General features: G+C 67.2%; 22 protein-coding genes. 9 read left to right on the top strand and 13 right to left on the bottom strand.

The window, feature by feature from the left end; translation table 11 throughout:
- Positions 1-12: 12 nt before the first annotated feature.
- The 6 genes from AC5P9P_RS02990 to aptA all read right to left on the bottom strand — a co-directional run bounded on the left by AC5P9P_RS02990 (position 13) and on the right by aptA (position 6,233).
- Positions 13-342: a DUF3325 domain-containing protein gene (locus tag AC5P9P_RS02990; RefSeq protein WP_049402712.1), complete on the bottom strand. Its 330-nt coding sequence runs from the start codon at positions 340-342 to the stop codon at positions 13-15.
- Entirely contained in the window at positions 339-1,976 is a 1,638-nt protein-coding gene (locus tag AC5P9P_RS02995; RefSeq protein WP_049402713.1) for a PepSY-associated TM helix domain-containing protein, read from the bottom strand. The genes AC5P9P_RS02990 and AC5P9P_RS02995 overlap by 4 nt, the downstream gene beginning before the upstream one ends.
- Positions 1,973-2,287 (bottom strand): DUF3649 domain-containing protein, encoded by a 315-nt coding sequence (locus AC5P9P_RS03000; protein ID WP_033834719.1) that lies wholly within the window; start codon positions 2,285-2,287, stop codon positions 1,973-1,975. Before AC5P9P_RS03000 ends, AC5P9P_RS02995 begins: the two co-directional genes overlap by 4 nt.
- Before the next feature lie 246 nt (positions 2,288-2,533).
- On the bottom strand, positions 2,534-3,820 hold the full coding sequence (locus tag AC5P9P_RS03005) for a DUF445 domain-containing protein (RefSeq protein WP_111108355.1): 1,287 nt from the start codon (positions 3,818-3,820) through the stop codon (positions 2,534-2,536).
- 118 nt (positions 3,821-3,938) lie between these two features.
- A complete protein-coding gene (locus tag AC5P9P_RS03010; RefSeq protein WP_049402715.1) occupies positions 3,939-4,817 on the bottom strand; it encodes a plasmid replication/partition related protein in 879 nt (292 codons plus the stop codon).
- A gap of 63 nt (positions 4,818-4,880) precedes the next feature.
- On the bottom strand, positions 4,881-6,233 hold the full coding sequence (gene aptA / locus AC5P9P_RS03015; protein ID WP_005412783.1) for an omega-aminotransferase AptA: 1,353 nt from the start codon (positions 6,231-6,233) through the stop codon (positions 4,881-4,883).
- 103 nt (positions 6,234-6,336) lie between these two features.
- On the opposite strand from aptA, the gene AC5P9P_RS03020 reads away from it, so the two are divergent.
- On the top strand, positions 6,337-7,833 hold the full coding sequence (locus tag AC5P9P_RS03020) for an aldehyde dehydrogenase (RefSeq protein ID WP_111188551.1): 1,497 nt from the start codon (positions 6,337-6,339) through the stop codon (positions 7,831-7,833).
- Between the two features lie 115 nt (positions 7,834-7,948).
- On the opposite strand, the gene AC5P9P_RS03025 is transcribed toward AC5P9P_RS03020, so the two are convergent.
- The gene (locus tag AC5P9P_RS03025; protein ID WP_111188552.1) at positions 7,949-8,590 is read right to left on the bottom strand and encodes a hypothetical protein; all 642 of its coding nucleotides are present in this window, start codon (positions 8,588-8,590) and stop codon (positions 7,949-7,951) included.
- Between the two features lie 156 nt (positions 8,591-8,746).
- Between AC5P9P_RS03025 and AC5P9P_RS03030 the strand changes: the two genes are divergently transcribed.
- The gene (locus AC5P9P_RS03030; protein WP_495232619.1) at positions 8,747-10,039 is read left to right on the top strand and encodes an MFS transporter; all 1,293 of its coding nucleotides are present in this window, start codon (positions 8,747-8,749) and stop codon (positions 10,037-10,039) included.
- Here the strand turns inward: AC5P9P_RS03030 and AC5P9P_RS03035 are convergent.
- The 5 genes from AC5P9P_RS03035 to AC5P9P_RS03055 form a co-directional block, all read right to left on the bottom strand.
- Positions 10,020-10,481 carry a bacteriohemerythrin gene (locus tag AC5P9P_RS03035; protein ID WP_004151683.1) on the bottom strand — a complete coding sequence of 154 codons (462 nt, stop codon included), beginning with the start codon at positions 10,479-10,481 and terminating at the stop codon, positions 10,020-10,022. The two genes, AC5P9P_RS03030 and AC5P9P_RS03035, sit on opposite strands and share 20 nt — an antisense overlap.
- 85 nt (positions 10,482-10,566) lie before the next feature.
- Positions 10,567-11,910, bottom strand: a complete 1,344-nt coding sequence (locus tag AC5P9P_RS03040) for a diguanylate cyclase (protein WP_005408813.1) — start codon at positions 11,908-11,910, stop codon at positions 10,567-10,569.
- 96 nt (positions 11,911-12,006) lie between these two features.
- Entirely contained in the window at positions 12,007-13,560 is a 1,554-nt protein-coding gene (locus AC5P9P_RS03045; protein ID WP_033834723.1) for an MASE1 domain-containing protein, read from the bottom strand.
- A gap of 199 nt (positions 13,561-13,759) precedes the next feature.
- Complete coding sequence (locus AC5P9P_RS03050; RefSeq protein WP_049431862.1) at positions 13,760-15,364, bottom strand: MASE1 domain-containing protein; 1,605 nt, start codon at positions 15,362-15,364, stop codon at positions 13,760-13,762.
- 50 nt (positions 15,365-15,414) lie between these two features.
- Entirely contained in the window at positions 15,415-16,692 is a 1,278-nt protein-coding gene (locus AC5P9P_RS03055) for an NAD(P)/FAD-dependent oxidoreductase (RefSeq protein ID WP_049402721.1), read from the bottom strand.
- A gap of 161 nt (positions 16,693-16,853) precedes the next feature.
- Between AC5P9P_RS03055 and AC5P9P_RS03060 the strand changes: the two genes are divergently transcribed.
- The 3 genes from AC5P9P_RS03060 (at position 16,854) to AC5P9P_RS03070 (ending at position 20,210) form a co-directional block, all read left to right on the top strand.
- Positions 16,854-17,615 carry a gamma-glutamyl-gamma-aminobutyrate hydrolase family protein gene (locus tag AC5P9P_RS03060; RefSeq protein WP_033834726.1) on the top strand — a complete coding sequence of 254 codons (762 nt, stop codon included), beginning with the start codon at positions 16,854-16,856 and terminating at the stop codon, positions 17,613-17,615.
- Positions 17,612-19,009: a glutamine synthetase family protein gene (locus AC5P9P_RS03065; protein ID WP_005408818.1), complete on the top strand. Its 1,398-nt coding sequence runs from the start codon at positions 17,612-17,614 to the stop codon at positions 19,007-19,009. The genes AC5P9P_RS03060 and AC5P9P_RS03065 overlap by 4 nt, the downstream gene beginning before the upstream one ends.
- Before the next feature lie 91 nt (positions 19,010-19,100).
- On the top strand, positions 19,101-20,210 hold the full coding sequence (locus tag AC5P9P_RS03070; RefSeq protein WP_005408819.1) for a polyamine ABC transporter substrate-binding protein: 1,110 nt from the start codon (positions 19,101-19,103) through the stop codon (positions 20,208-20,210).
- 38 nt (positions 20,211-20,248) lie between these two features.
- On the opposite strand, the gene AC5P9P_RS03075 is transcribed toward AC5P9P_RS03070, so the two are convergent.
- Positions 20,249-21,649: a flavin-containing monooxygenase gene (locus tag AC5P9P_RS03075; RefSeq protein WP_164227182.1), complete on the bottom strand. Its 1,401-nt coding sequence runs from the start codon at positions 21,647-21,649 to the stop codon at positions 20,249-20,251.
- A 274-nt stretch (positions 21,650-21,923) separates the two neighbouring features.
- On the opposite strand from AC5P9P_RS03075, the gene AC5P9P_RS03080 reads away from it, so the two are divergent.
- From AC5P9P_RS03080 to AC5P9P_RS03095, 4 genes are all read left to right on the top strand, one after another.
- Entirely contained in the window at positions 21,924-23,060 is a 1,137-nt protein-coding gene (locus AC5P9P_RS03080) for an ABC transporter ATP-binding protein (protein ID WP_033834728.1), read from the top strand.
- Positions 23,057-23,989: an ABC transporter permease subunit gene (locus AC5P9P_RS03085; protein WP_049454030.1), complete on the top strand. Its 933-nt coding sequence runs from the start codon at positions 23,057-23,059 to the stop codon at positions 23,987-23,989. The genes AC5P9P_RS03080 and AC5P9P_RS03085 overlap by 4 nt, the downstream gene beginning before the upstream one ends.
- Positions 23,986-24,828 (top strand): ABC transporter permease subunit, encoded by an 843-nt coding sequence (locus AC5P9P_RS03090; protein WP_005408823.1) that lies wholly within the window; start codon positions 23,986-23,988, stop codon positions 24,826-24,828. The genes AC5P9P_RS03085 and AC5P9P_RS03090 overlap by 4 nt, the downstream gene beginning before the upstream one ends.
- A gap of 83 nt (positions 24,829-24,911) precedes the next feature.
- Complete coding sequence (locus AC5P9P_RS03095) at positions 24,912-26,276, top strand: NAD-dependent succinate-semialdehyde dehydrogenase (RefSeq protein ID WP_111108357.1); 1,365 nt, start codon at positions 24,912-24,914, stop codon at positions 26,274-26,276.
- The last annotated feature ends 79 nt before the right edge of the window (positions 26,277-26,355 follow it).

A 26,355-nucleotide genomic window follows, 5' to 3' on the forward strand; every position in this document is an offset into this window, starting at 1 on the left:
CCCGTCCTGCGGCTACAGCAATTCCAGCATCAACCCCAGCACCGGCAGCGCGATCGCCAGCGGCGCAATCCATGTTGGACGATACGGATACAACCCGAACGACAGCGTCACGCCGGCCAGGGTCATTGCCCCCAGCCACAGCACCGGGCCCATCGCCCAGCCGTGGTCGGCCACGCACAGTGCGAACGCCGCCGCCAGCAGCGCCCAGCCCAGCACCCGCCACAGCACCCGCCGTGCGGGTGTGGCCGCGGCTTTGCCATGCAGGTCGTGCTGGTGCTTTTCCATCGCCAGCGACAGCGCAGTAAACGCAGAGAACGACAGGGTCAGCGCCAGCAGCATCATGCGCTGGCCTCCGCTTCGGCCGCGTCTGCAGTGTTCACCGATGCCTTCGGCGCAGCCGCAGTGGCTGCACGCTTCTTCTTCTCGGCCGCACTCAGCGGTGGCGTCCAGCGCTGCATGCGCCAACCGCACAGCGCCAGCATCGCACCGAACGCGATCATCGACAGATCGAAGCCAGCCAATACCCAGTCGCCGTTGCGCAGGGTGTTGCCCAGGTGCGCATGCGTGGTCAGCGCATTGACCACCGGTACCAGTGCGAACGCGGCCGCGCCCAGGTAGAGCTGCCACGCCCACATCATCCGCTTCGGCCAGATGAAGGCGGCCAGCAGCGCGCCGGCCCAGGCGTAGAAGAACACGTTGGCCTCCGCACTCGAGCGCTCGGCGATGTCCAGCGGCAGCAGGCGGTTGCCCCAGAAGTAGGCGGCGAAGGCGATCGGCAGGCCGGCCACGGTGCCGATGTTCAGCGCATCGACCAGGCGCAGGCCGAAGCCGGTGCGGCCACTCTTGGCGTGCCTGGGCCGTTCCTTCACCGCCCACAGCACCACGCCGCTGGCCACCATCAGGCAGCCGACTAGACCGGACAGGAAGAACAGTGCACGCAGGCCCCAGTCGGCAAAACGCGCCAGGTGCAGGCCGTACAGCACGCCGCGGGTGGCGGTGGCACCGCCGGAAGGCGGCGTTTCCTCAAGCAGAGCACCGCTGACCATGGCGTAACGCACGGCCGGGGTGTCGATGGACAGGCGCTTGCCGTCGCGCTGGCGGATGTCGATCACCGCATTGGCCGCGCCCGGATTGGACACGGTGAAACCGGCCACCTCCACGCCGTGCCAATGCGCGCGCGCGTTGTCCAGCAGTTGTGCGATCGGCAACGGCGTGGCGTGGCCCTCGGCGGGCGCGGTCACTTCCGGGAGGCCGCCGAAGGCCTCGAAGAAGAACGTGTCCTCGTCCTGCGGGTAGGCCACCTTCACCCCCCACGGCAGGTACATGATCATCAACGTCACAATGCCGGTGTAGGTGATCATCGCGTGGTAGGGCAGGGCCATCACCGCGCTGACGTTGTGGAAATCAAGCCAGGAACGCAGGCCCTTGTCCTTGCGGAAGGTGAAGAAGTCCTTGAAGATTTTCTTGTGGGTGATGACGCCGGTGATGATCGCCACCAGCATGAACATCGCGCAGAAGCCGACCAGATAGCGTGCCCACAGCACCGGGATGTAGTGCAGGTCGAAGTGCAGGCGGTAGAAGAAGTCGCCGCCGCGGGTCTCGCGCGCCTTCAATGCCTGGCCGGTGTTGGGGTCCAGCGTGGCGTCGCCGAAGCCACCGCGGCGGCCACGGCTGGGATCGGCCAGTTCCGGCGGCAACCGCCAGAACATCTGCATGGCCGGGTTGCGCGGCTGCGGCAGTGTGACGAACCAGCTTTCGGCCTGCGCGGCGTTGGCTTGCAGGTAGTCCACCGCGCGCTGTGCGGCGACGTCGATGCTGACGTTGCTGGACGGCAGTTCCGGACGCATCCAGCGGCTGATTTCCTCGCGGTAGTAGCTGGCCGTGCCAGCCATGAAGATCAGCAGCAGCAACCAGCCAACCAGCAGCCCGGTCCAGGTGTGCAGCCAGGCCATCGACTGGCGGAATCCGTTCTTCATGCCCAGGCCCCCATCAGGCGCGCAATGGCGGCCATCAGCAGCGCGGGCGCGAGGATGCCGACCCAGGCGCGCAGCGCGCTGCGGGTGGCGAATGCCCACAGTGCCGCACAGGCGGCGACCAGGATGGCCAGCAGCATGCCGGTCAGCACGGTCTGGCCACGGGCGCCGGGCAGGGCCACGGCGCAGAACACACTGGTCACCGAGGCAAGCGCGTAACCGCCGAAGATCGCGGCCAACGAGCGTGACAGCACGCCCCAGCGCGGGTTGGAAAAGAAGGTGCGGGGGCTGGCGGTTGCGGGCGAGCGGTCCACGGCATTCCTGCAGGTAGGAGAGGGGATGGAACGCGTCCGCGGCCCCCTTGCGCCCTGCGCATGTCGCCCAGCGTGTCCCATCGACGAAGCACGGCCCGCGCAGACGGGCAGTCCAGAGGTGGGGGATGTACACGGGCGATGGGTGCGTCTTCCGCACCCGATTGGCTAAGCGTACAACCGATCAGTAAATGATAGGCATTCGCATTTTATGAATCAAGCGTGATTACCCGAAGGGCGCGTTGAGGCCTAGAACCTGAACACCACTGTCGCCGCATGCAGCAGCAGGCCGATCAGGCCACCCACCAGGGTGCCGTTGAAGCGGATGAACTGCAGGTCGCGGCCCACGCTCAGTTCCAGCTGTTCCACCAGATGGCGCTCGTCCCAGCCCTTCACGGTCTGCGCGATATGCGTGGTCACGCCTTCGCGCAGGCGGCCGGTCAGGCGTTGCGCGCCTTCCAGCAGGTGCTGGTTGAGGGCCTCGCGCAGCGCCGGGTCGGCCTGCAGGCTCGCACCGAGCGAACCCAGGCTGCGCTGCAGGTGGCCGACCAGCGCCGAGTCCTCGCGCTGCAGGTCCGCGCGCAGGCTGGCGTGGATGCGCGCCCACAACCCCTGCACGTAGTCCTGCAGGGCCGGATGGTCGATCATTTCCTGCTTGAGCTGTTCGATGCGCTCGGTCAGGGCCGGGTCCTCGCGCAGGCGCTGCACGTAATTCTGCAGCCAGCTCTCGTAGTCCTGGCGCAGCGGATGCTGCGGCTCGGCCAGCACCTGTTGCAGCTCTTCCAGTACCGCGCGGGCCAGGCGCTCGGCCAGGCTGTCGCCGATCTCGTCAATCGGCTTGACCCAGTTCACCGTGCTCGACAGCGTCGGCCATTCGCGCTGGATGTAACGCACGATCAGCTGCGAGGCGCGTTCTTTCACCTCGGGCTGCTCGAGCCAGCGGCCCAGCCGCTGCAGGCCTTCGTCCAGCACGCGCTGGTGGCGACCATCGGCGGTCAGCAGGGCCAGCAGTTCACCGGCAGTGGCAGCGGCATTCCACTGCCGCAACTGCTGCACAACGAAGCCGTGCAGCTGCCGGCGCACGGCGGTTTCGTCGAAGAAATCCAGTGCCTGCAGCGCCCAGCCGCGGACCATGTCGGCCAGCATGCGCGAGCGTGCCGGGTCGGCCAGCCAGCTGCCGAGGCGGCTGGCCGGATCGAACACCTGCAGCTTGGCCAGCAGCACGCCCGGCTCCAGGAACTGGTCGCGCACGAACAGCGCAAGGCTGTCGCCGATGCGTTCCTTGCTGCGCGGGATGATCGCGGTGTGCGGGATCGGCAGGCCCATCGGCCGCCGGAACAGCGCGACCACGGCGAACCAATCGGCCAGTGCGCCCACGGCTGCGGCCTCGCAGAACGCCGAAACCCAGGCCCAGATGCCGCGCTCGCCCTGCCAGTGGCTGACCGCGAAACCGGCCAGCATCAACAGCAGCAGGCCCAGCGCGAGGGCTTTCAGGCGCCGCAGCTGAGCGCGGCGCGGATCGTTGGCAGACGTCATGCCGGAAGTCTAACCGGCACGGCATGAGCATCTGGTAGTGCCGGCCGCTGGCCGGCATCCTCAACGCACCCGATACGTTCATGGCGTTGCCGGCCAGCGGCCGGCACTACCCCTTGGTTCAGAGCGCTTCCAGTTGCTTGCGCAGCGCGGCCAGTTGCGCGCGCAGGGTGTCGTTCTCACGGGTCAGCGCGACCACCCGACGGCGCAGCGCCGGTGCGTCCTCGCCCAGCTGCTCCAGCGCCGACAGCACCTCGGCATCGCGGCTGGCGATCTCGTCCTCATTTGCCTCCTCGAAATCCATCTCGGCCGCGTCCGGCTTCGGTGCGCGCGGCTTGCGCTTGGATTCACGCACGCGCTTGGCGGCCTGCTTCAGCTCGTCCTTGCCACCGGCCGCGGCCGCGCGCTGCTCGTCCTCCGGCAGGTCGGCCACGGCGGCGGCGGCGCTGATCGAGATCACGCCGGCCTTCACCGCTTCGACGACTTCGGGCGCGGCCTGGGCGTGGATGCGCTCGATCATGCCGACCTGGCTGGTGCTCAGCTTGGCCTCGCGGGCCAGCTCGGCGCGGCTGATCTTCGGTGCCGGCTCCCACGGCGGGCTGTCTTCGCCGGCCTCATCGGTGACGTCGGCAGTGCCATCGCTCTCGCGCTGCAGCTGCGCCTGCTCGATCTGCTTGCGGGCGGCCAGGATGTCGCGCTTGCGCAGCGCCAGCACGCCGCGCTGGAAGTCGGACACGCTGCGACGGCCCAGGTGCTGCTCGATCATCCACAGGTGCACGTCTTCCATGCTCTGGAAGCGGGTGTTCTGTACGGTGTTGAAGGGCAGGCCATGCTTCTGGCAGATGCCGAAGCGGTTGTGGCCGTCGACCAGTACGTTGCCCCACAGGACCAGCGCGTCACGACAGCCCTCGGCCAGGATGCTGCGCTCCAGCGCGTCATGTTCGTCCGCAGTCAGCGGATCGATATAGGCCTTGAGTTCTTCTTTGACGACGATATCCATGGGCACGGCAGCGAGCAGGAGCGGAACCGCCCATTGTACCCGCTCGCCGCCGCCGGCCAGGGCTCAGGCAGTGGCCCGGATCATCTCGCCCAGCGTGCCGGTGATCTGGTCGATCTGCGCCTTGTCCACGATCAGCGGGGGCGACAGCGCGATGATGTCACCGGTACAGCGCACCAGCAGCCCGCCGTCGTGGAAGCAGCGCCGATAGACCTCGTAGCCCCGGCTGCCCGGCGCATCGCGGCGAGGCGCCAGCTCGACCGCGCCGACCAGGCCGAAGTTGCGGATGTCGATCACGTTGGGGAGGCCCTGCAGCGCATGCAGCCGTTCCTGCCAGTACTCGCCCAGCTCGATGGCGCGCTCGAAAAGGCGCTCCTCGGCGTAGACCTCCAGCGTGGCCAGTGCGGCCGCGCAGGCCAGCGGATGCCCCGAATAGGTATAGCCATGGAACAGCTCGATGGCCTGTGGCGGTGCCTGCATCAGGGTTGCATGCACGGCGTCGCTGGCCAGCACGCCGCCCAGCGGCACTGCGCCGTTGCTGACCGCCTTGGCGAAGGTCAGCAGGTCGGGGGTGACCCCGAAGCGCTGTGCGGCGAATGGCATGCCGACCCTGCCGAAACCGGTGATGACCTCATCGAACACCAGCAGGATGCCGTGGTGGTCGCACAGCTCGCGCAGGCGCTGCAGGTAGCCCGGCGCCGGCAGAATCACCCCGGCGGAACCGGCAATGGGTTCGACGAAGACCGCCGCGATGGTTGAGGCATCATGCAGTGCGATCAGTCGTTCCAGGTCATCGGCCAGCTCGGCGCCCTGGCGCGGCAGGCCTTTGCTGAACGCATTGCGCTGCAGGTCCAGGGTGTGGCGCAGGTAGTCCACGCCGCCCAGCTGCAGACCGAACGCCCTGCGGTTGTTGGGCAAGCCGCCCAGCGCCATGCCGCCGAAGCCCACGCCGTGGTAGGCCTTCTCGCGGCTGATGAAACGCGTGCGCTGGCCCTCGCCACGCTGGCGGTGGTAGGCCAGCACGATCTTCATCGCGGTATCCACCGCCTCCGAGCCGGAGCTGGTGAAGAACACATGGTTCAGTGGCGTCGGCGCCAATGCGGCCAGTCGCTGCGCCAGCGCGAAGGCCGGCGGTGAGCCCATCTGGAAGGCCGGCGAGTAGTCGAGCGTGCGTGCCTGCTCGACGATGGCCTCGACGATGCGTGGGCGGGCATGGCCCGCGTTGCAGCACCAGAGGCCGGCGGTGCCATCGAGGATCTGGCGGCCGTCGACATCCTCGTAGTGCATGCCCTCGGCACGCACCAGCACACGCGGCGCGGCCTTGAACTGGCGGTTGGCGGTGAACGGCATCCAGTACGCCTCCAATGACTCCGGGCGTTGGGTAGCCAGATCGTGCAGGTCGCTCGCGGAACGCTTCATGCCAGCTCCATCGGGTCCGATGGGGGAAATGTAGCGCAGCCACGTCACGGCGGAGTCGCGGCCGCGCCGGTATAACCGGGGAAACTGTTCCGAGGAGCCCGACATGGCCGCCTTTCCCGACCGCAGCCACTGGCAGGTGCTGGCCCAGCAGCTTTCGATATCCGCACAGGCCTTCATTGATGGTCGTTACACCGACGCTGCCAGCGGCGCGCGCTTCGACTGCATCAGCCCGATTGATGGGCGCGTGCTGGCGGTGGTCGCCGACTGCGATGCAGAGGACGTAGAGCGCGCAGTGCGGTCGGCGCGGCGTGCCTTCGATGCGGGCCACTGGTCAGAGGCCAGCCCGGCCCATCGCAAGCGGGTGTTACTGGCCTTGGCGGCATTGGTGGAAAAGCACGCTGATGAGTTGGCCCTGCTGGAAACCCTGGACATGGGCAAGCCGGTGCGCGACGCACGCCGTATCGACCTGCCCGGCGTGGTGCGCTGCCTGCGCTGGACCGCCGAAGCGGTGGACAAGCTGTACGGCGAAGTCGCACCGACTGGCCCACACGAGCTGGGCCTGGTCACGCGCGAGCCAGCCGGCGTGGTCGCAGCGATCGTGCCATGGAACTTTCCGTTGCTGATGGCCTGCTGGAAGATCGCGCCTGCGCTGGCCATGGGCAATTCGGTGGTGCTCAAGCCTTCCGAGCGGTCGCCCTTGAGTGCGTTGCGATTGGCCGCGCTGGCCGCTGAGGCGGGCCTGCCGGACGGCGTGCTGAACGTATTGCCAGGCCACGGTACGCGCGTCGGTGAACCGTTGGCGCTGCACATGGATGTGGACGTGCTGGCCTTCACCGGTTCCACCGCCACCGGCGCGAAGCTGCTGGAGCATGCGGGACGGTCCAACCTCAAGCGGGTCTGGCTGGAATGCGGTGGCAAAAGCCCGCACCTGGTGTTCGCCGATGCACCGGACCTGGACGCAGCGGCCAAGGCCGTGGCGCAGGGCATCTTCTTCAACCAGGGCGAAGTCTGCACCGCCGGCTCGCGGCTGCTGGTGCAGCGCTCGATCCGTGAGGACTTCGTGCACCAGGTGATTGCCTACGGCCAGCATATGCAGCCGCAGCATCCACTGGAGGCCGATGCACCGATGGGCGCGCTGGTCGATGCCGCGCACGTGCACAAGGTGCTGGCCGATATCGCACGGGCCGAAGGCGAGGGCGCCCGCCTGCTGCTCGGCGGCCATCGGGCCGAGGTGGAGGCCGGCGGCTGCTATGTGCAGCCCACGGTGTTCGACCAGGTGCGTCCGGACCACGCGTTGGCACGCGAGGAGGTGTTCGGCCCGGTGCTGGCGGTACTTGGTTTCGAGGACGAAGCAGAGGCAGTGCGCGTGGCCAATGACAGCCGCTATGGGTTGGCGGCGGGCCTGTGGACACGTGACCTCGGCCGCGCCCATCGCGTCGCACGCCAGCTGCGCGCCGGCAGCGTGTGGGTGAACGGCTGGGATGGTGGCGACATGACCGCACCGTTCGGTGGCTACAAGCAGTCCGGCAATGGGCGCGACAAGTCACTGCATGCGTTCGACAAGTACAGCGAGATCAAGGCCACCTGGATCCAGCTGTAACGACGTGGCGGCTTGACCGCTGTTCGTTCTTTGTAGCGTCGAGCCCTGCTCGACTGCTTCTCGCGAAGAGCAGTCGAGCGTTGCTCGACTCTGCAGAAGGCAGACAGCCGTCGAGCTACCGGCAGCGGGCACTCACCTGCAGCACTGCCGCGCGCAGCATGTCGCGGTCGGCGTCTTCGACCGCGTTCTGGAAATAGTCCATGTCCTGTTTACCCAGTTCGCACGGGTCGACGATGTATCCCGGCGGCCAAAGCCCCAGCAGTTGCGCCACGCCATGCACGATCTGCTCGGGGCTCATCTGCCGACGGATCCGGAAGTAATTGCGGCGAGGCCCGAACGCAGGATGGACCTCGCGCCGACCGATCAGGCGCGGCGCCACGCCAGCTGCGCTGATGCCGTCACCACCGTCGATGCTGCCCGCAGGCAGGCTCAGGATCAGTGGCGCCACTGCAGCCACGTTCCCCGGGGCAGGCAGGGCGCTCTCTGCCTGTGCAACCGGAGCAGGGCGGGGCATCATCGATGCGGCCGGACGCGTCATCTTTACGGAGGGCGAGGCGGGCTGTTGAGGTACCGGCGCCGGCGGTTCCAGTGGCAGCCAATGCAGCGAGATCCGCGGGCCCTCACCGCTGCGCAGTTCGATCCGGCCGCTGTCCAGCAGCCACAGAGCGAGCCCGCCATGCACCAGCAGTACCACCAGCCACGCCGCCATCCGCGGCAGCTTCGGCGAATCGGAGCATGACAACGCAACTGCAGCCATGGGCAAGGCATCCATGCAGGGACCGGTGGCGCAGCCTAGCCGGCGGCCGGAAAAATTCCGTTGGCATCGGTGTCGGCTGAAACCATCGTCCCGTGCGGCCATCGGCCCGTGGCAGAATCGGGCGATCCGCCGTTACCCGTGTTGCCGATGTCGACGATCACTGCTGCCGCGCCGCCCGTGAATTCCCCCCGTCGTATCCTGCTGGCCAGCCTGATCGGCACCACCATCGAATTCTTCGATTTCTATATCTACGCCACGGCCGCCGTGCTGGTGTTCCCGCACCTGTTCTTTCCGGACAGCAGTGAGCAGGCGGCCCTGCTGCAGTCACTGGCGACCTTCGCGGTGGCGTTCATCGCGCGTCCGGTCGGCTCGGCGGTGTTCGGCCATTTCGGCGACCGCATCGGCCGCAAGGCCACCCTGGTCGCCGCGCTGCTGACCATGGGCCTGTCCACGGTGCTGATCGGCCTGCTGCCGACCCACGCGCAGATCGGGCTGTGGGCGCCGGCGCTGCTGGCGCTGTGCCGTTTCGGCCAGGGCCTGGGGCTGGGCGGCGAGTGGGGTGGGGCGGTGCTGCTGGCCACCGAGAATGCGCCGCCGGGCAAGCGCGCCTGGTACGGCATGTTCCCGCAGCTGGGCGCACCGCTCGGCTTCCTGCTGTCGGCCGGCATCTTCCTCGTGCTCGGCCGCTGCCTGAGCCAGAACGACTTCCTGCAGTGGGGCTGGCGCATTCCGTTCGTGGCCAGCGCACTGCTGGTCGGCCTTGGCCTGTGGGTGCGCCTGAACATCCACGAGACGCCGGACTTCAAGAAGGCGCTGGAGCGCAAGGCGCCGGTGCGGTTGCCGATGTGGACGGTACTGCGTGACCACCCGGTACCGATGCTGCTCGGCACGCTGGGCGCCTTCGCCACCTTCGTGCTGTTCTACCTGATGACGGTGTTCAGTCTCGGTCATGGCACCGCGGTGCTGGGCTACAGCCGCGAGCAGTTCCTGCTGATGCAGATGGCCGGCATGCTGTTCTTCGCGCTGGGCATCCCGCTGTCGGCGCGCTATGGCGACCGTTGGGGCACGCGGCGCACGATGATTGTTGCCAGCGTACTGATCGTCGGCTTCGGCGTACTGTTCGCACCGTTGTTCCAGCCGCACAGCCCGTGGCTGGTCACCGCCTTCCTGTGCCTGGGCCTGTTCCTGATGGGGCTGACCTACGGCCCCTGCGGTACCTTCCTGGCCGAGATCTACCCGGTGGAGGTGCGCTACACCGGTGCCTCGCTGTCCTTCAATCTGGCCGGCATCCTCGGTGCGGCACCGGCGCCGTACCTGGCCACCTGGCTGGCCGAGCGCTTCGGCCTGGTTGCGGTGGGTTACTACCTGTGCCTGACCGCGGTGGCCACCCTGTGCGCGCTGGTGGTACTGCACCGGCGCGCGCTGCGGCTCAACCAAAGAAGCGCTTGAGCGTGCGACCCAGCCAGCCGCCGCCCTGGTGTTCGCGGGCGAACTGGTTCAGGTGCGCCTTGACCTGTTCGGCATAGGCCTGGTCGTCGCCGCGGATGTGGTTGAACAGCCAGCGCGAGAGCATGGTGCGCAGCTCGTCACTGATGTCCTCGCCGGCCTGGAAGCGCATGCGGTACTCCGAGACACGCTTGATGAAGACCTCATGCACGCGTTTGTGCGCGGCACAGAACGGGTAGCCCGCTTCCTCCATCAGCTCTTCCTCGAACGCGAAGTGCGACATGGTGTAGTCCACCACCTCGTCGATCACTTCACCCACTGCGGCACGCTGCATGCTGGCCTGGGCCACGTGCAGGTGGTTGAGCATTTCGATGATGCGGCGGTGTTGTTGGTCGATCACATCGATGCCGATGTTCAGATCGTCCTGCCAGACCAGTAGTGCCATCCCCGGCTCCCCTTCATGCGTATGTCGGGGCGGACTGTAGAGCCGCCCGGCGCGGGCGGCGTTGATCTGGATCAAAGCGTACCGGTCAGGGCAGCGCCGGCTCGCGTGGGCGTAGCGGGCTGGCGACCGTGGTGCAGCTGACCCGGTTGCGGCCACCGGCCTTGGCCAGGTACAGCTGGCGGTCGGCTTCGGAGATCAGCCGGTGCAGTGCATCGCGCTGCGGGCGCAGGCAGCACAGCCCGATGCTGACCGTCATGCGCAGCGTGGCGGTGCCGATGTCCACCTCCAGCGCGGCGATGCGCTGGCGCAGCTCCTCGAAGTACAGCAGCGCCTCGTCCTGTTCCATGTCCGGCACCAGCAGGCAGAATTCCTCGCCGCCGAAGCGCGCGATCAGGTCGTGGCTGCGTGCATGCGTGGCCACCGCGCCGGCCACCGCGCGCAGCGCATCGTCGCCGGCTTCGTGGCCATGGGTGTCATTGATGTGCTTGAAGTGGTCGATGTCGATCATCGCCACCGCCACGCACTGGCCGTGCAGCTGCAGCTGCGGCAGCTGGCGCTGGCTCTGCTCCAGGAAGCAGCGGCGGTTGGGCAGGCCGGTGAGGAAATCGCGGGTGGCCAGGTCCTGCAGGGTGCCGATCAGCTCCAGCTGGTCCACATTCTGCGAGACCCGGCAGAAGAATTCCTCGCGCGAGAACGGCTTGCGCAGGAAATCGTTGGCGCCGTTCTTCAGGAAGCGCGGAATCAACGATGCATCGGTATTGCCGGAGATGCCGATCACCGCCACCTTGTCGCGCGAACGCAGGGTGCGCAGGCGGCGGGTGAACTCCACGCCCTGCATGCCCGGCATTTCCTGGTCGACCACGGCCAGGCGGATCGCCGGATGCGCCTCGATCGCGGCCAGGCCTTCGTTGCCATCGGCCGCTTCGTGCACCTCATGGCCGTACATGCGCAGCAAGGCTGCGGCGTAACCGCGCGCGGACGGTGAGTCGTCCACTACCAGCGCGGCGATGCGCCGGTTGCGCTCCAGCCGCTGCACCAGCCACACCAGGTAATCGATGCTGCCGGGAGTGTTCTTCAGCACGTAGTCGATGATCTGCTGCTGCAGCACGCGCTTGCGCAGGTCCTCGTCGTAGACGCCGCTGACCACCACGGTGGGCAGGTCGCGCTTGAGGAAGAACTCGACCACCGCGTCGCGGTCGCCATCGGCCAGGACCAGCCCGGTCAGTACCAGGAACCAGCCGCCACCTTCGCTCAGCAGGCGGTCGGCCTCGGCCAGGGTGGAGGCGATCACCACCGGCAGTTCCAGGCGCTGCTCGATGGCCTCGCGCAGCATGCCGGTGAAGGCGCGGGAGTTTTCGACCAGCAGGATCCGCTGCGGCAGCGGATCGGCCAGGTCGCCATCGACGGCGGCCTGCGGCAGGACGGGCATGATGCGGTGGCTCACGAGGGAGGGGCTCGGCACGGATAACGGCGGTTTAGGGTGTAACTTTAGCGGCGAACGTTGCGCGCCGGGCCAGATTCCGCGTCAGGCCGCCGCTGGCGACGCGTGGGTGATCGGTTCATGCAGGACCAGCCGCAGACGATTGCCGCGGCAGTGGACCGTTCCGCCGTAGGCAAGCATCCGTCCGGCCAGGCGCTCGACGGCCTGTTGGGTGGTACGCGTGGAAAGCGGACAACCACGATCGAGCAGGCTCACCACGGCAACAATGCCGCGATGCTTGCCTGCCCGACCGCTTCGGGCGCGCACGCAGACCTGCCCGGTTTCCAGCTCCAGCAGAAGTGAAACCGCCTCGATCAGCGAGCGATAGATGGCCAGTTGCAGATCCACGGTCAGCAGGCAGGGATTGCCCGCCAGCCTGGGTGGAATGACGCGATGCGTGTTGTTCCAGATTTCGCATGCACCGCCGGCTTGAAGCGCGATGTAGAGCCCGACGTGCTCCAGTCCGGTGGGATAGACCAGGCTGGCCTGTTCGCGAAACAGCCGTGAATGTACCGACGACGCGTGCTGCAGGCTGTTTGCGACCGCATGGTGGCCTTGGGACTTCAGCCAGCTGACCATCTCGCTGAGCGAATTGTCCATGCCCTCGCCCAGGTGCTTCAGGTGGACGGCCCGTTCACGCAGCTCACGCTCGCTGGTCTGAAGTGAGCCGCGTGCCAGGCGCAGCGTGGTTGCCTCGGCCAGGCCGCGGGACCGGGCGCGCTGATGGTGATAGCTGATGCTGGAACCGAGTGCCAGCAGTGCGACACTCATCACCGCCATGTTCTGTTGGGTGGTGAACGTGCCCAGGTCGAACGAGGAAGGCAGGCCAGTGCTGGGCGTTGCGCCGTGCAGGGGGAGGTTCAACAACGGAATCGCGATGGCTGCGCCGCGCCACCCGTGCATGAAGGTCAGGGCGATGGCGGGCAGGGCGGCCAGCAGCACCATGTGTGTCCGCGTCGTGTGGGCGTCGGCGCGTGTCAATTGCATGCACAGGCCCAGCACCAGCATCACCAGGATCGCCGAGGCGGTAGGGGCGACGAAACGGTCTGTCCAACCGGGGTCGGCCTGCCGCCGCGACCAGAGGAATGCCAACGGCACCAGGGTGATGATGGCGGCGAAGTGGCCAAAGATCGTCCGGTCGACCGCGTCCAGCAGGTTGCTGGGTGGTGGGTTCGACCATAGGACATATGAAATGCCCAGGTTGAGACCCGGCACGAACAACGCTGTGCAGAACGACAGCGACAGCAGCCACAGACCGGTGGCTGCTTCGGACGGCATTCTCATCCGATGCAGGTAGACCACCAGCATCGCCATCGGCATCAGCAGCGTCGAAGCCAGGATGACCCAATCCAGGCCGTAGGTGTCGATCATGGGGATGCGCAGCGTTGCAAAGTACGCGTACTCGCCCAGCAGCAGGTAGGGCCACAGGCGGGTCGGGACGATCAGCAGTGCCGCTGCGCGGATGCCCGCCGGCAGGAAGAACTGATCCAGCGAAAACTGACGCGAGCCGAGGCAGCTCAGCGCATAGACGGCCGCGAGTGCGATGCCGGCTGGCCGGATACGGAAGCTCAGTTCAACTGCCTTCTTGAATCGGTCCAAACCCGAGCCTCCCTTGCTCGTGACATTGGCAGCGGCCGTGCGGGTTGCTTGAACGCGCCATGACGCGCCATTGGATGACAGTATCGATGGAAGCAGGGGGGCGCAATTGCACGCCGGCGCCAGATCCTGACGGGGTGGGTTCGGCGCCGACCAAAGATCACTTTCGCGCAATGATCTGCAGCTCCTTTCACCGGGATAGTCAGATCGCGGCCCGGGGGACGCCAGTGTCCATGGAGCGTGTGCTTTCCCTCAAGGCTTCAGTAGTGCCTGCCTGGCGGGGAGCGTCCCGTGCTTCGGTCAACACCATCCTGAGCCTGTTGCCACTCAGGTCCATGTGGCCAGCGTGTGCGAGCACTCGGCCCAGCAGCTGCTCGTTTGCCAGCGCCTTTGCACGGCTTCCCAGTGATGCGTGGCGGTCCAGAAGAGCCACGCAGATGAAGGCACCACGCTTCCGGAAGGAGCTTCCGCAGCGGATACTGACCGAGATCTGTCCACACTCGCACTTCAATAGAAGCGAGACCGCATCGACCACGAGTCGATAGGCAGCAAGCTGAAGGCCGACCCCGAGTGCGCAGGGGTCACCCTTCAACCTCGGCTGGCCGATGCGATGCGTAGCATTCCATGCCTCGCGCACCCCGCCAGCCTGCAACGCCACGTACAGGCCCAGCTGTTCCAGGGCGGCGGGATAGATCATGCTGGCCTGGGCCCGGAACAGGCGCGAATGCACCTCAGAGGTATGCCGCAGGCTGTCGGCCACGGCGTGATGACCCTGCGCATGCAGCCAGTTCACCATTTCGTTCAGCGACAGGTCCATGCCATCGCCCAGCTGGCGCAGATGGGCCGCGCGCTCACGCAGGTCCATCTCGCTGGCCAGGTGTGAATTCCGAGCAAGCTGCAGGGCCGCTCTACCATCTTCCTCGTGCAGCCGGTGCTGGGTCTGGAAGTGGGTGATGCGCGCACCCAGCAACAGCAGGGCGATGCTGGCGATGGCCATGGCCTGCTGGGTAGCGAAGGTAGCCGGGTCGAATGCGGTCGGATGGTCGGCGGGGGTGCTGAGGCCAAGAATCATGTTAACGGCGGCGACACCGATGGCCGCACCGCGCCATCCCAGCAGGCAGGTCAGTGCGATCGCGGGAATAGGCAGGATCAACAGCAGCTGCAGCGAGCCGGGGGCCGTGATCGAGGCCGGTACCGGCGTCGCCTGCAGGCCAATGACCAGCATGGCGCCGAGTGCTGCGACCGTGGCCGCGACAGACCCGGTTGTCCATTTTTCCTCGGCGCGTCGGATCCACAGCAATGCCAGGGGTGCCAGGATCAGGATGCCGGTGAAGTCGCCCAGCGCATAGCGCAGCACATTGGTGAGTAATGTCTCTTCATGCAACGGTGCCCACATCACATACGAGATTCCGAGGTTGAGCAGGCTGACGACCGTCGCGGCGCATACCGCAATGGAGATCACGCCGACGATCGTGGTGCGTGCCAGCAGCTTCCGGTGCAGGCGCACGATCAGCATCACGGCAGGCATCAGGAACACCGAGGCCAGGATTACCCAGGTCAGGTTGTATTTGCTGATCAGGGGGATGCGCAGATGCGCGAAGTAGGCGTATTCACCCATCAGCAGGTAGGGCCAAAGACGCGGCGGGCACAGCAACAGCGCGGCCACCCGCACGCCGGCAGGCAGGAAGAACTGGTCCAGTGACAGCTTGCGCGCTCCCCAGCAGGCGAGGGCATAGAGCAGCGCCAGCGCCAGCCCTTCTGGGCTGACCCGTATCCTCACCAGCAGGCCGTCCTTCCACCACTGCATCCACGTGCTCCCCAGCTCCTGCGCCGATTATGTGGCTGGGAAGGGCCCGGCTACCACAACGCATCCCGCAGCTTGTACCACGACATCGCCGCCACCAGCAGGGGCGTGCGCAGCAGCCGGCCGCCGGGGAAGGGCGCATGCCGCAGGCGCTGGAACACGTCCAGACGCTCGCTCTGGCCGGCAATGGCGGCGGCGATCACCTCGCCGGCCAGTCCGGCGGCGGCCACCCCATGGCCGGAGAATCCCTGCGCGAAGTACAGGTTGCCGTCCAGCCGGCCCCAGTGCGGGGCGCGGTTGCGGGTGATGTCCACGTAGCCACCCCAGACCTGGTCCAGTACCACGTCGGCCAGCTGCGGGAAGACGTCGTGCATGCGTCGCTGCATCACCCCGCGCAGGCCGGGCGGGGGCAGTGCCGAGTAGCTGGCGCGGCCGCCGAACAGCAGGCGGTGGTCGTGGCTGAGGCGGAAGTAGTCCAGTGCCCAGGCGGTGTCGGCCACGGCCATGTTGTTGCCGATCAGGGCGCGGGCACGTTCTGCGCCCAGTGGCTCACTGGCACCGATATAGGTGCCCACCGGCATGATCCGCCGTTCCAGCTCGGGCAGCAGGCCCTGCAGCCAGGCATTGCCGGCCACCACCAGATGCATGGCGCGCACGCTGCCCTGGGCAGTGTGCAGGCTCGGCCGTGGCCCGCGCTGGATGCGCACGACGGGCGAATTCTCGTGGATGACCACACCTGCCGCGCGCGCTGCATCGGCCAGACCGCGTGCATACGCCAGCGGGTGCAGGTGTGCGCTGAGCGGGTCGAACATCGCGGCGCGGTAGCGCGGGCTGTCCAGCTGCGCGCGCAGAGCGTCACGGCCCCACCACTGCATGGGGTAGTCGTAGTGGCGTTGCAGGTGCTCGCAGTTGGCGCGCAGGTCACGCTCGTGGCGTTCACGGATGGCCACGCTGGCGTGGCCTTCAACCCAATGGCAGTCGATGCGGTGGCGATCGATGCGCGTGCGCATCGCCTGCACCGCGTCGCGCGACCAGTCGAACAGGTGGCGTGCATCATCACGACCCAGCTGACGCTCCAGTTCGTCCACCTCGCAGCCGTAGCCGACCAGCGCCTGGCCACCATTGCGGCCGGACGCGCCCCAACCGATCCGCTGCGCCTCCAGCACCACCACGCGCTGGCCACGTGAGGCCAGTTCCAGGGCCGCGGTCAGGCCGGTGTAGCCCGCACCAAGCACTGCGACATCGGCCTGAACCTCGCCCTGCAGCGGGGGCAGCGCGGGTGGTTCGGGCAGGCTGGCGGCATACCAGCTGGGCGGGAACGCGGCACTCACCGCAGGCCTCGCGGGCGCAGTGCGGTGGAGGAGAGCGGGGGAGGACGATCAGCATTCACCCGAGTAGTTTCGCCGATGCGTGACAGCCATGGTGTGACGGCGACGACTTGCCGCCTTCGCCTGACGGCGGGTAACGTGTCGGCACGCCAAGGAGTTTTCCCATGCGCCGCCTGCCCTGGGTGGGCCTGCCCACCGACAGCACCGTGCTCGGCCATCACCGTTTCGCGGTGGCCGGCGAGAAGTACGTGCGCGCGCTGGCCGAGGCCGCCGAGGTGACCCCGGTACTGTTGCCGAGCGTGCAGCCGCCGCTGCCGGCCGGCGACTGGCTGCAGGGGCTCGATGGCCTGCTGTTGACCGGTGCGGTCAGCAACATCGAACCGCAGCATTACGACGGCGGTCGCAGCTGGCCGGGCAATCCGCATGACCCGGCCCGTGACGCCAACGCGTTCGCGCTGCTGCACGAGGCGCTGGCGCTGGACCTGCCGGTGCTGGCGATCTGCCGCGGCCTGCAGGAGCTGAACGTTGCGCTGGGTGGCACGTTGCATCCGCAGGTGCACGCGGCGCCCGGTCTTTCGGATCATCGTGAAGACCCGAAGGCGCCGGTTGATGTGCAGTACGGGCCGGCCCATGCGGTCGCCCTGGCGGCGGATGGCTGGCTGGCGCAGTGGCAAGGCGGTGACCGCGCACAGGTCAATTCGGTTCACGGGCAGGGCATCGACCGACTGGCACACGGGCTGCAGGTCGAGGCCAGGGCCGATGATGGACTGGTCGAGGCAGCGCGCAGCCCACGCCATCGTTTCGTGCTCGGCGTACAGTGGCACCCGGAGTGGCGTGTCATGGACTCGCCGTTCTATCACGCTATTTTCCGTGCGTTCGGCCAAGCTTGCCGGCAGCACCAACAGAACCGACTGGATTCCCGATGAGTTCCCGAACGCGCCCGCGCAAGACGGCTACGCCCCCCGCACCGCAGGAAAGCAGCCTGCTGCGCTGGCTGAAGGAGCGGCGCATCACCGAGGTCGAATGCCTGGTCCCGGACATCACCGGCAACGCGCGCGGCAAGATCATTCCCGCCGACAAGTTCTCGCATGATTACGGTACGCGGCTGCCCGAAGGCATTTTCGCCACCACCGTCACCGGCGAGTTCCCTGATGACTACTACGAGCTGACCTCGCCGTCGGACTCGGACATGATGCTGCGTCCCGATCCGGACACGGTGCGCATGGTGCCGTGGGCGGCCGACGCCACCGCGCAGGTCATCCACGACTGTTACACCAAGAACGGTGAGCCGCACGAGCTGGCGCCACGCAACGTACTGCGCCGCGTGCTGGCGGCCTACGCCGAGCTGGGCCTGCGGCCGGTGGTGGCGCCGGAGCTTGAGTTCTTCCTGGTGCAGAAGAACACCGACCCGGACTTCCCGCTGCTGCCACCGGCCGGCCGCTCCGGGCGCCCGGAAACCGCGCGGCAGTCGTACTCGATCGATGCGGTCAACGAATTCGACCCGATCCTCGACCTGATGTACGACTACGCCGATGCGATGAAGCTGGATGTGGACACGCTGATCCACGAATCCGGTGCGGCGCAGCTGGAGGTCAACTTCACCCATGCCGATGCGATGGACCTGGCCGACCAGGTGTTCCTGTTCAAGCGCACCATGCGCGAGGCGGCGATGCGCCACGGCGTGTATGCCACCTTCCTGGCCAAGCCGATGGAGAACGAGCCGGGCAGTGCCATGCACATCCACCAGAGCCTGGTGCGGGTGAGCGACGGCAGCAATGTGTTCGCTGGCGATACCGATGCCGAAGGCGAGTTCAGCCCGGTGTTCGGCCACTATCTGGGCGGCCTGCAGAAGTACGCGCCGCAGGCGATGGCGTTCTTCGCGCCGAACGTGAATTCCTACCGCCGGCTGGTGTTCGGCGAAGTCTCGCCGAGCAACGTGCACTGGGGCTTCGACAACCGCACCTGTGGCCTGCGCGTGCCGCTGGACACGCCGGAAAACATGCGCGTGGAGAGCCGCTTCGCCGGTTCCGACGCCAACCCCTACCTGGCGATGGCGGCGACCCTGGCCTGCGGCCTGCTGGGCATCCGCGAGCGGTTGGCACCGGATGCGCCGGTGACCGGCAGCGCCAAGGAACTGGGCTACAACCTGCCGCGCTCGCTGGGCGAAGCGCTGGATGGGCTGGAGCAGTGCAGCGAACTGCAGGCCCTGCTGGGCGAACGCTTCTGCCGGGCCTACATCTCGGTGAAGCGCAAGGAATACGAGACCTTCTTCCGTGTCATCAGCTCGTGGGAGCGCGAGTTCCTGCTGCTGAACGTCTAAGCATCCGGAATAGAAAAATCCGCCGCCGGGGGGTAGGCTGGCACCCGTCGCCGGCCCCGCCGGCCCCCCTTCCCGCATTCTGGAGCACCCGATGAAGCTGCGTATCCTCACGCTCGGCCTGGCCTCCGCCATGCTCGCCGCCTGTGGCGGTGGCAATGGCGGCGCGCAGGACAGCCAGGTCCTGAACGTCTACAACTACAGCGATTACATCGCCGAGGACACCATCCCGACCTTCGAGAAGGAGAGCGGCATCAAGGTGACCTACGATGTGTTCGACAGCGATGAGATGGTCGAGACCAAGCTGCTGGCCGGCAACAGCGGCTACGACGTGGTGGTGCCGACCCTGAACTTCTTCGGTCGCCAGATCCAGGCCGGTGTGTTCCTGCCGCTGGACAAGAGCAAGATCCCGAACCTGGCCAATCTCGATCCGGCGGTGATGAAGCGCATCGCCACCCAGGACCCGGGCAACCAGTACGGCGTGCCGTACATGATCGGCACCACCGGCATCGGCTACAACGTGGAGATGCTGAAGCAGCGTTTCGGTGGCAGCACCGACATCGCCAACAGCTGGGACCTGGTGTTCAAGCCGGAGAACATCAGCAAGATGAAGGACTGCGGCGTGACCATCCTGGACACGCCGGCCGACATGATCCCGATCGCGCTGCATTACCTGGGCCTGGACCCGCACAGCGGTGACCCGGCCGAGCTGCAGAAGGCGGCCGACCTGCTGAAGTCGATCCGACCGTACGTGCAGAATTTCCACTCCTCGCAGTACGTGGGTTCGCTGGCCAATGGCGGCACCTGCCTGGTGGTCGGCTGGTCGGGTGACATCATCCAGGCCCGCGACCGCGCCGAGGAAGCCAGCAATGGCGTGCACGTGGCCTATTCGATCCCGAAGGAAGGCGCCCCGCAGTGGTTCGACATGCTGGCGATCCCGAAGGACGCCAAGCATCCGGAGGCCGCTTACGCCTTCATCAATTACCTGCTGCAGCCGAAGGTTGCCGCGGCCAACACCAACTTCATCCACTACGCCAACCCGGTGCCGACCGCGACCCCGCTGGTGGATGAGGCGATCCGTACCGACCCGACCATCTACCCGCCGGCCGACGTGGCCGCGAAGATGTTCACGTACTCGATCAACACGCCGGAAACCGACAAGCTCTACACCCGGCTGTGGACCGAGGTGAAGACCGGCCGTTGAGCCGGCCTGGTGCCGCCGCGTCATGCCCGGCGGCTGCCTTACCCTGGGTCGATGCCGGTACTCCCGCTTCGGCCCAGGTGCCGCAGGATGGCAGGCAGCAGGTCGCGTGCATCGCGACCGCCGTTGCACAGGAACGATGAACTCATCCGCTGCAGGTTGTGCATGCCGATGAAGAACAGCCCCGGTTGCGGTGAAACACCGAAGTCGCCGAGCGGGTAGCCATGTGCATCCAGCGCGCCCGGTACGTCGAGCCAGGGCCATTCGGCGACGAAGCCGGTGGCCAGCACCACCGAGCGGATGCCTTCCGCCTGCAGATCCAGTTCACGCGGGGCGGCGTCCGGCTCCCAGTGCAGATAGACCTCCTCCGGAATGTAGCGGGCATCGTCGGTGCGTGGCTCGGGACGCGTGGCGTAGTACGCGCTGGCCAGCGAATCGAGATAGGCGTACTCGGCCTGCGTGGCCTCGATCGCGGTACGCAGCTGCGGGCGCACATCGGCGAAGCGGGCGACGTTTCCATCGAAGCCCTGCAACCGGCCCAGCAGCCTGATGCCCGCGCGGTGCATCGCCAGCAGGCTGATCGAGCTGCCCAGGCCACCGTTTCCCTTGCCGGAAATAAGCGGGAACTCCGCGGTGCGGGCCTTGCGCAGCGCATCCGGTTCCCCGGCCAGTACGGCGGCCGCCTCACTCACATGCTGGTGGATGCGCCCGGCCATGTCCCACCAGGTCATCGAGTCCTTGCCGCGCAGCCGGCGGGTATGCGAATGCCGCTGGGCCAGTGACCAGTGCACGCTGCGACCGCTGTCGCGCAGGTCCTGGGCGATCTGCGCGCCGGACTGCCCACCCCCGATGACCAGCACGGCGCCATCGGGCAGCTGGCGGGCACTGCGGTAGTCGCCCGAGTGCAGCACGGTCAGGCTTGGCGCGGGCGCGAACGGGACCCGGGGCATCCGTGCACGGCGGTATTCACCGGTGGCGACCACCACCGCGCTGGCATGGATCAGCCCCTGGCTGCTGTCGATGGCATAGCCGCCGCACTCGGGCGCGACCCGATGTACCGCGCACCCTTCGCTGATCGGCAACACGCGCTCGTCGGCATAGTCGCGGAGCCGACGGATCACCTCCGGGGCGCCCATGAAGCCTTCCGGGTCGTCACCCGCATAGGCATGGCCGTGCAGGGCCATCGTCGCGTTGGCGGTGTTGGTCTGGAACGACTCCCAGCGCCGCTGCCAGCTGGCGCCCACGGTTTCGGCCTCCAGCACGCGATGCTCGACGCCGGCTTCCTGCAGGAGCGCGCTGAGGGACAGCCCGGCCTGGCCGGCGCCGATGATGACCAGCGGCAGCCTTGCAGGCAGGGAGCCCGGCAGGCGGGGCGGGAAAGGGGAGGGGCTGTCCGGGGAAGTCACGAGGGTGGGTCCATGCAAGGCCTTGATCAGGGCCATTGCGCGGGGAATGCCCCGGGCCTTCAACAGATCCGGTTCTGAAAAACGTTGCAGATCGAGGCGTCGCCTGTGGTGTCTGGCCGGGACGGCCGCAGGGTCGTCCAGGGGAGCCCGGGCCTTTGCGCGGGCAGGCCACCATGGCGGGGGAAAACCGACACTCCTGGGGCCCCCGGAGCCGGCCAGCGGCCGCTTCCGCCTGCCGCCGTCATATCCCCTGGGCCTCCCCGGCCGTTAGAATGGCGGCCGCTGTCCACCGCCCGCTCCCGGAGCCCCCATGCCCGTTGAAGCCCAGCCGGTAGCCGCCGTCGTTGACACGACCGGTGTGCCCGGCTATCTCTCCATTCGTGACCTGCGCAAGGAATTCGACGGTTTCGTCGCCGTCGACGACGTCAACCTGGACGTGCGCAAGGGCGAGATCTTTGCTCTGCTCGGTGGCTCCGGCAGTGGCAAATCGACCCTGCTGCGCTGCCTGGGCGGCTTCGAGACGCCCACCAAGGGCAGCATCACCCTCGACGGCCAGCGCCTGGATGCGTTGCCGCCGTACCAGCGGCCGGTCAACATGATGTTCCAGTCCTATGCGCTGTTCCCGCACATGACGGTCGAGCAGAACATTGCCTTCGGCCTGAAGCAGGATGGCCTGGGCAAGGACGCGATCAGCAAGCGCGTCGGCGAGATGCTCGACCTGGTGCAGATGGGCCACCTGGGCAAGCGCAAGCCACACCAGCTGTCCGGCGGCCAGCAGCAGCGCGTGGCGCTGGCGCGGTCGCTGGCCAAGGGGCCGAAGCTGCTGCTGCTGGACGAGCCGATGGGCGCGCTGGACAAGAAGCTGCGCTCGCAGATGCAGCTGGAACTGGTCAGCATCATCGAATCGTCGGGCGTGACCTGCGTGATGGTCACCCACGACCAGGAAGAAGCGATGACCATGGCCACCCGCATCGCGGTGATGGATGCCGGCTGGATCCAGCAGGTCGGCAAGCCGGACGAGGTCTACGAGCAGCCGGCCAACCGCTTCGTCGCCGAGTTCATCGGTTCGGTCAACCTGTTCGACGGGGTGATCGACGAGGACCTGCCGGAGTACGTGACCGTACGCTCGCCGCTGTTCCCGGCGCCGATCTACATCGCCCATGGCATCACCGGTTATGAAGGGCAGCCGGTCGCGTTCGCGCTGCGCCCGGAGAAGGTGATGATCGGCAAGGACGAACCGGAAGGGCACACCAACAAGGCCCAGGGCGTGATCGAGGACATCGCCTACTTCGGCAGCCATTCGGTCTACCACGTGCGCCTGCCCAGCGGCGCCAAGGTGCTGGCCAACTTCGCCAATTCGCAGCGCTGGGCCAGTGATGGCCTCACCTGGGGCGACGAGGTGTGGGTGCACTGGCGCGACAACGACGGCGTGGTGCTCACCTCATGAGCACCGCCGGCCTGAAGCGCTGGCTGCCGGGGCTGCGTGCCACGGTGATCGGCATTCCGTACCTGTGGCTGCTGCTGTTCTTCGCAGTGCCGTTCCTGATCGTACTGATGATCAGCTTCTCGCTCAGCCGGGTCGGCTCGCCGCCGTACACCTGGCTGCTGCAGTACGCCGACGGCGGTTTCTCGCTGAAGTTGAACCTGGAAAACTACCTGGCGCTGTTCCGCGATTCGATCTATGCCCAGGCGTTCCTGAGCTCGATCAAGATCGCGGCGATCTCGACCTTCCTGACCCTGCTGATCGGCTATCCGATGGCCTATGCCATCGCGCGCCTGTCGCCCGCCGCTCGCAACGTGGCGATGATGCTGGTGGTGCTGCCGTCGTGGACCTCGTTCCTGATCCGCGTGTATGCGTGGAAGGCGATCCTGGACCGCAATGGGCTGCTCGACCAGTTCCTGCAGTTCACCGGCCTGCAATCGCTGATGACCAGCATGGGTCTGCCCAAGCTGCAGCTGATCGACACCCCGACCGCCGCCTACATCGGCATCGTCTACTGCTACCTGCCGTTCATGGTGCTGCCGCTGTACGCCAATCTGGTCAAGCATGACCACCGCCTGCTGGAAGCGGCCTACGACCTCGGTGCCAGGCCGTGGCAGGCGTTCCTGCGCATCACCCTGCCGTTGTCCAAAGCGGGCATCATCGCCGGCTGCATGCTGGTGATGATTCCGGCGATCGGTGAATTCGTGATCCCAGAAATGCTGGGTGGCTCGGAAACGCTGATGGTCGGCCGCCAGCTGTGGAACGAGTTCTTCAACAACCGCAACTGGCCGGGCGCCTCGGCGATGGCGGTGGCGATGATCCTGTTGCTGCTGGTGCCGATCCTGCTGTTCAACCGTTCCCAGCAGCGCCTGCTGGAAGGGAAGCAGGCATGAGCCCGCGTAGCGCAAAGGGCCTGGGGCTGGGCGTGCTGCTGCTCGGCTTCGCCTTCCTGTACCTGCCGATCCTGCTGTTGATGTTCTATTCGTTCAACAGCTCGCGGCTGGCGATGGTCTGGGCCGGGTTCTCCACCCGTGCCTACAGCGACCTGTTCGCCGACCGCGCGCTGATGGATGCGATGTGGACCAGCCTGGTGGTGGCGTTCTGGACCGCCTGTACCGCTACCGTGCTGGGTACGCTGGCGGCGATGGTGATGACCCGCTTCAAGCGCTTCCGTGGCAAGCCGCTGTTCGGCGCGCTGGTGACCGCACCGCTGGTGATGCCGGATGTGATCCTGGGCTTCTCGCTGATGGCGCTGCTGGCCTCGATGGGCGCGATTCCCGGCTTCCCGGCACGCGGCCTGGCCACCATCTGGATCGCCCACGTCACCTTCACCCTGTGCTTCGTCACCGTGGTGGTGTCCTCGCGGCTGCAGGAAATGGACCTGTCGCTGGAAGAAGCGGCGATGGATCTGGGGGCGAGCCGGCTGACCGTGTTCGGTCGCATCACCCTGCCGATCATCGCGCCGGCGCTGGTGGCGGGCTGGCTGTTGGCTTTCACCCTGTCGCTGGATGACGTGGTGGTGGCCAGCTTTGTCGCCACGCCGGGCTCGACCACGCTGCCGATGAAGGTGTTCGCCTCGGTGCGCATGGGCATCAGCCCGAAGATCAACGCGTTGGCCACGCTGCTGGTGTCGGCGGTGTCGATCGCCGCGGTGATCGGCTGGTACATCAACGCCCGCGCCGAGAAGCGGCGCCAGCGCGACCTGCAGCTGGCGCGGCAGGACAACGGCTGAGGACACGGTCTGCCGACAACGCCGGCAACACCCGGCTCACAGCCGGCGGCGCACAATGGGGCTCTTCCAGATGGAGATCCCCCATGACCGTCGAGATCGTCGACCCGGCCACCGGACAGGTGACCTACCGCCATGAACTGATGGGCGCAGCCGACATCGAGCAGCGCCTGCAGGCCGCTGCCGATGCATTTCGGGGCTGGGCAGAGCGCTCGCTGCAGGACCGCGGCGCCATCCTTCGCCAGATCGCCGCGCAGCTGCGCACGCGGCGCGACGACCTGCAGCAGGCGATGACCCACGAGATGGGCAAGCTCAAGGCCGAGGCGCTGGCCGAGGTCGACAAGTGCGCTGCCGCCTGCGAGTACTATGCCGATCACGCGGCCGACTATCTCAAGCCGCAGCTGATCGATACCGAAGCCCAGCGCAGCTACGTGCGCTACGAGCCGATCGGCTGCGTGTTCGCAGTGATGCCGTGGAATTTCCCGATCTGGCAGGTGTTCCGTTTCCTCGCCCCGGCGTTCATGGCTGGCAACGTCGCCCTGCTCAAGCACGCCAGCAACGTGCCGCAGTGCGCCGACCTGATCCTGGCGGTGTGCCGTGACGGCGGCCTGCCTGATGGCGTGTTCGACGTGCTGCACATCGACAACGACCAGGCCGCCGACGTGCTGCGCGACGCGCGGGTGAAGGCGGTGACGCTGACCGGCAGCGAGCGGGCAGGGCGCTCGATCGCTTCCAATGCCGGCGGCCAGCTGAAGAAGTCGGTGATGGAGCTCGGCGGCAGCGATGCCTTCGTGGTGCTCGACGATGCCGACCTCGACAAGACCGTGGCCGCGGCAGTGAAGTCACGCTTCGACAACAGCGGCCAGACCTGCATCGCGGCCAAGCGCTTCATCGTGGTCGAGGAGGTGGCCGATGAATTCACCCGTCGCTTCGTGGAAGCGGCGGGCGAGCGCCAGTACGGCGATCCCGATGAGCGGGGCACCACGCTGGCGCCGATGGCGCGCGCCGACCTGCGTGACGAACTGCACAAGCAGGTGCAGGCCAGCGTGGCCAAGGGCGCGCGGGTGCTGATCGGTGGTGAGCCGATTGCCGGCACCCATGCCGGCTATCCGGCCACGGTGCTCGACCAGGTCGGCCCGGGCATGCCGGCGTATGACGAGGAGCTGTTCGGGCCGGTGGCCGCAGTGATCCGGGTCAAGGATGAGGCCGAGGCACTGCGCGTGGCCAACGACACCCGCTTCGGCCTGGGCGGCAGCGTGTGGACCGGCGATCCGGTACGCGGCGAGCGCTTCGCGCAGCGCATGGAATGCGGTGCGGCGTTCGTCAACGCCATCGTCAAGAGCGACGCGCGGCTGCCGTTCGGCGGCAGCAAGCAGTCAGGCTTTGGTCGGGAGCTGGCTGACCATGGCATCCATGAGTTCATGAACATCAAGACCGTCTACGTGGCTTGATCCCGAACGGTAGTGCCGGCCGCTGGCCGGCATTGCCGGGTTGCCGGCCAGCGGCCGGCACTACCAGAAGCGGGGCATG

It is taken from the genome of Stenotrophomonas sp. YJH_SMC_14-1 (assembly GCF_059372275.1).

What these genes read in the sequence shown, in the direction of transcription:
- AC5P9P_RS02995 (WP_049402713.1), bottom strand. Translation starts at nt 1,976, where the DNA reads ATGAAGAACGGATTCCGCCAGTCGATGGCCTGGCTGCACACCTGGACC.
- AC5P9P_RS02990 (WP_049402712.1), bottom strand. Translation starts at nt 342, where the DNA reads ATGATGCTGCTGGCGCTGACCCTGTCGTTCTCTGCGTTTACTGCGCTG.
- AC5P9P_RS03040 (WP_005408813.1), bottom strand. Translation starts at nt 11,910, where the DNA reads ATGCCCGTCCTGCCGCAGGCCGCCGTCGATGGCGACCTGGCCGATCCG.
- AC5P9P_RS03010 (WP_049402715.1), bottom strand. Translation starts at nt 4,817, where the DNA reads ATGGATATCGTCGTCAAAGAAGAACTCAAGGCCTATATCGATCCGCTG.
- AC5P9P_RS03065 (WP_005408818.1), top strand. Translation starts at nt 17,612, where the DNA reads ATGAGTTCCCGAACGCGCCCGCGCAAGACGGCTACGCCCCCCGCACCG.
- AC5P9P_RS03025 (WP_111188552.1), bottom strand. Translation starts at nt 8,590, where the DNA reads ATGGCTGCAGTTGCGTTGTCATGCTCCGATTCGCCGAAGCTGCCGCGG.
- AC5P9P_RS03080 (WP_033834728.1), top strand. Translation starts at nt 21,924, where the DNA reads ATGCCCGTTGAAGCCCAGCCGGTAGCCGCCGTCGTTGACACGACCGGT.
- AC5P9P_RS03020 (WP_111188551.1), top strand. Translation starts at nt 6,337, where the DNA reads ATGGCCGCCTTTCCCGACCGCAGCCACTGGCAGGTGCTGGCCCAGCAG.
- AC5P9P_RS03085 (WP_049454030.1), top strand. Translation starts at nt 23,057, where the DNA reads ATGAGCACCGCCGGCCTGAAGCGCTGGCTGCCGGGGCTGCGTGCCACG.
- AC5P9P_RS03070 (WP_005408819.1), top strand. Translation starts at nt 19,101, where the DNA reads ATGAAGCTGCGTATCCTCACGCTCGGCCTGGCCTCCGCCATGCTCGCC.
- AC5P9P_RS03005 (WP_111108355.1), bottom strand. Translation starts at nt 3,820, where the DNA reads ATGACGTCTGCCAACGATCCGCGCCGCGCTCAGCTGCGGCGCCTGAAA.
- AC5P9P_RS03095 (WP_111108357.1), top strand. Translation starts at nt 24,912, where the DNA reads ATGACCGTCGAGATCGTCGACCCGGCCACCGGACAGGTGACCTACCGC.
- AC5P9P_RS03050 (WP_049431862.1), bottom strand. Translation starts at nt 15,364, where the DNA reads ATGCAGTGGTGGAAGGACGGCCTGCTGGTGAGGATACGGGTCAGCCCA.
- AC5P9P_RS03035 (WP_004151683.1), bottom strand. Translation starts at nt 10,481, where the DNA reads ATGGCACTACTGGTCTGGCAGGACGATCTGAACATCGGCATCGATGTG.
- AC5P9P_RS03075 (WP_164227182.1), bottom strand. Translation starts at nt 21,649, where the DNA reads ATGGCCCTGATCAAGGCCTTGCATGGACCCACCCTCGTGACTTCCCCG.
- AC5P9P_RS03060 (WP_033834726.1), top strand. Translation starts at nt 16,854, where the DNA reads ATGCGCCGCCTGCCCTGGGTGGGCCTGCCCACCGACAGCACCGTGCTC.
- aptA (WP_005412783.1), bottom strand. Translation starts at nt 6,233, where the DNA reads ATGAAGCGTTCCGCGAGCGACCTGCACGATCTGGCTACCCAACGCCCG.
- AC5P9P_RS03090 (WP_005408823.1), top strand. Translation starts at nt 23,986, where the DNA reads ATGAGCCCGCGTAGCGCAAAGGGCCTGGGGCTGGGCGTGCTGCTGCTC.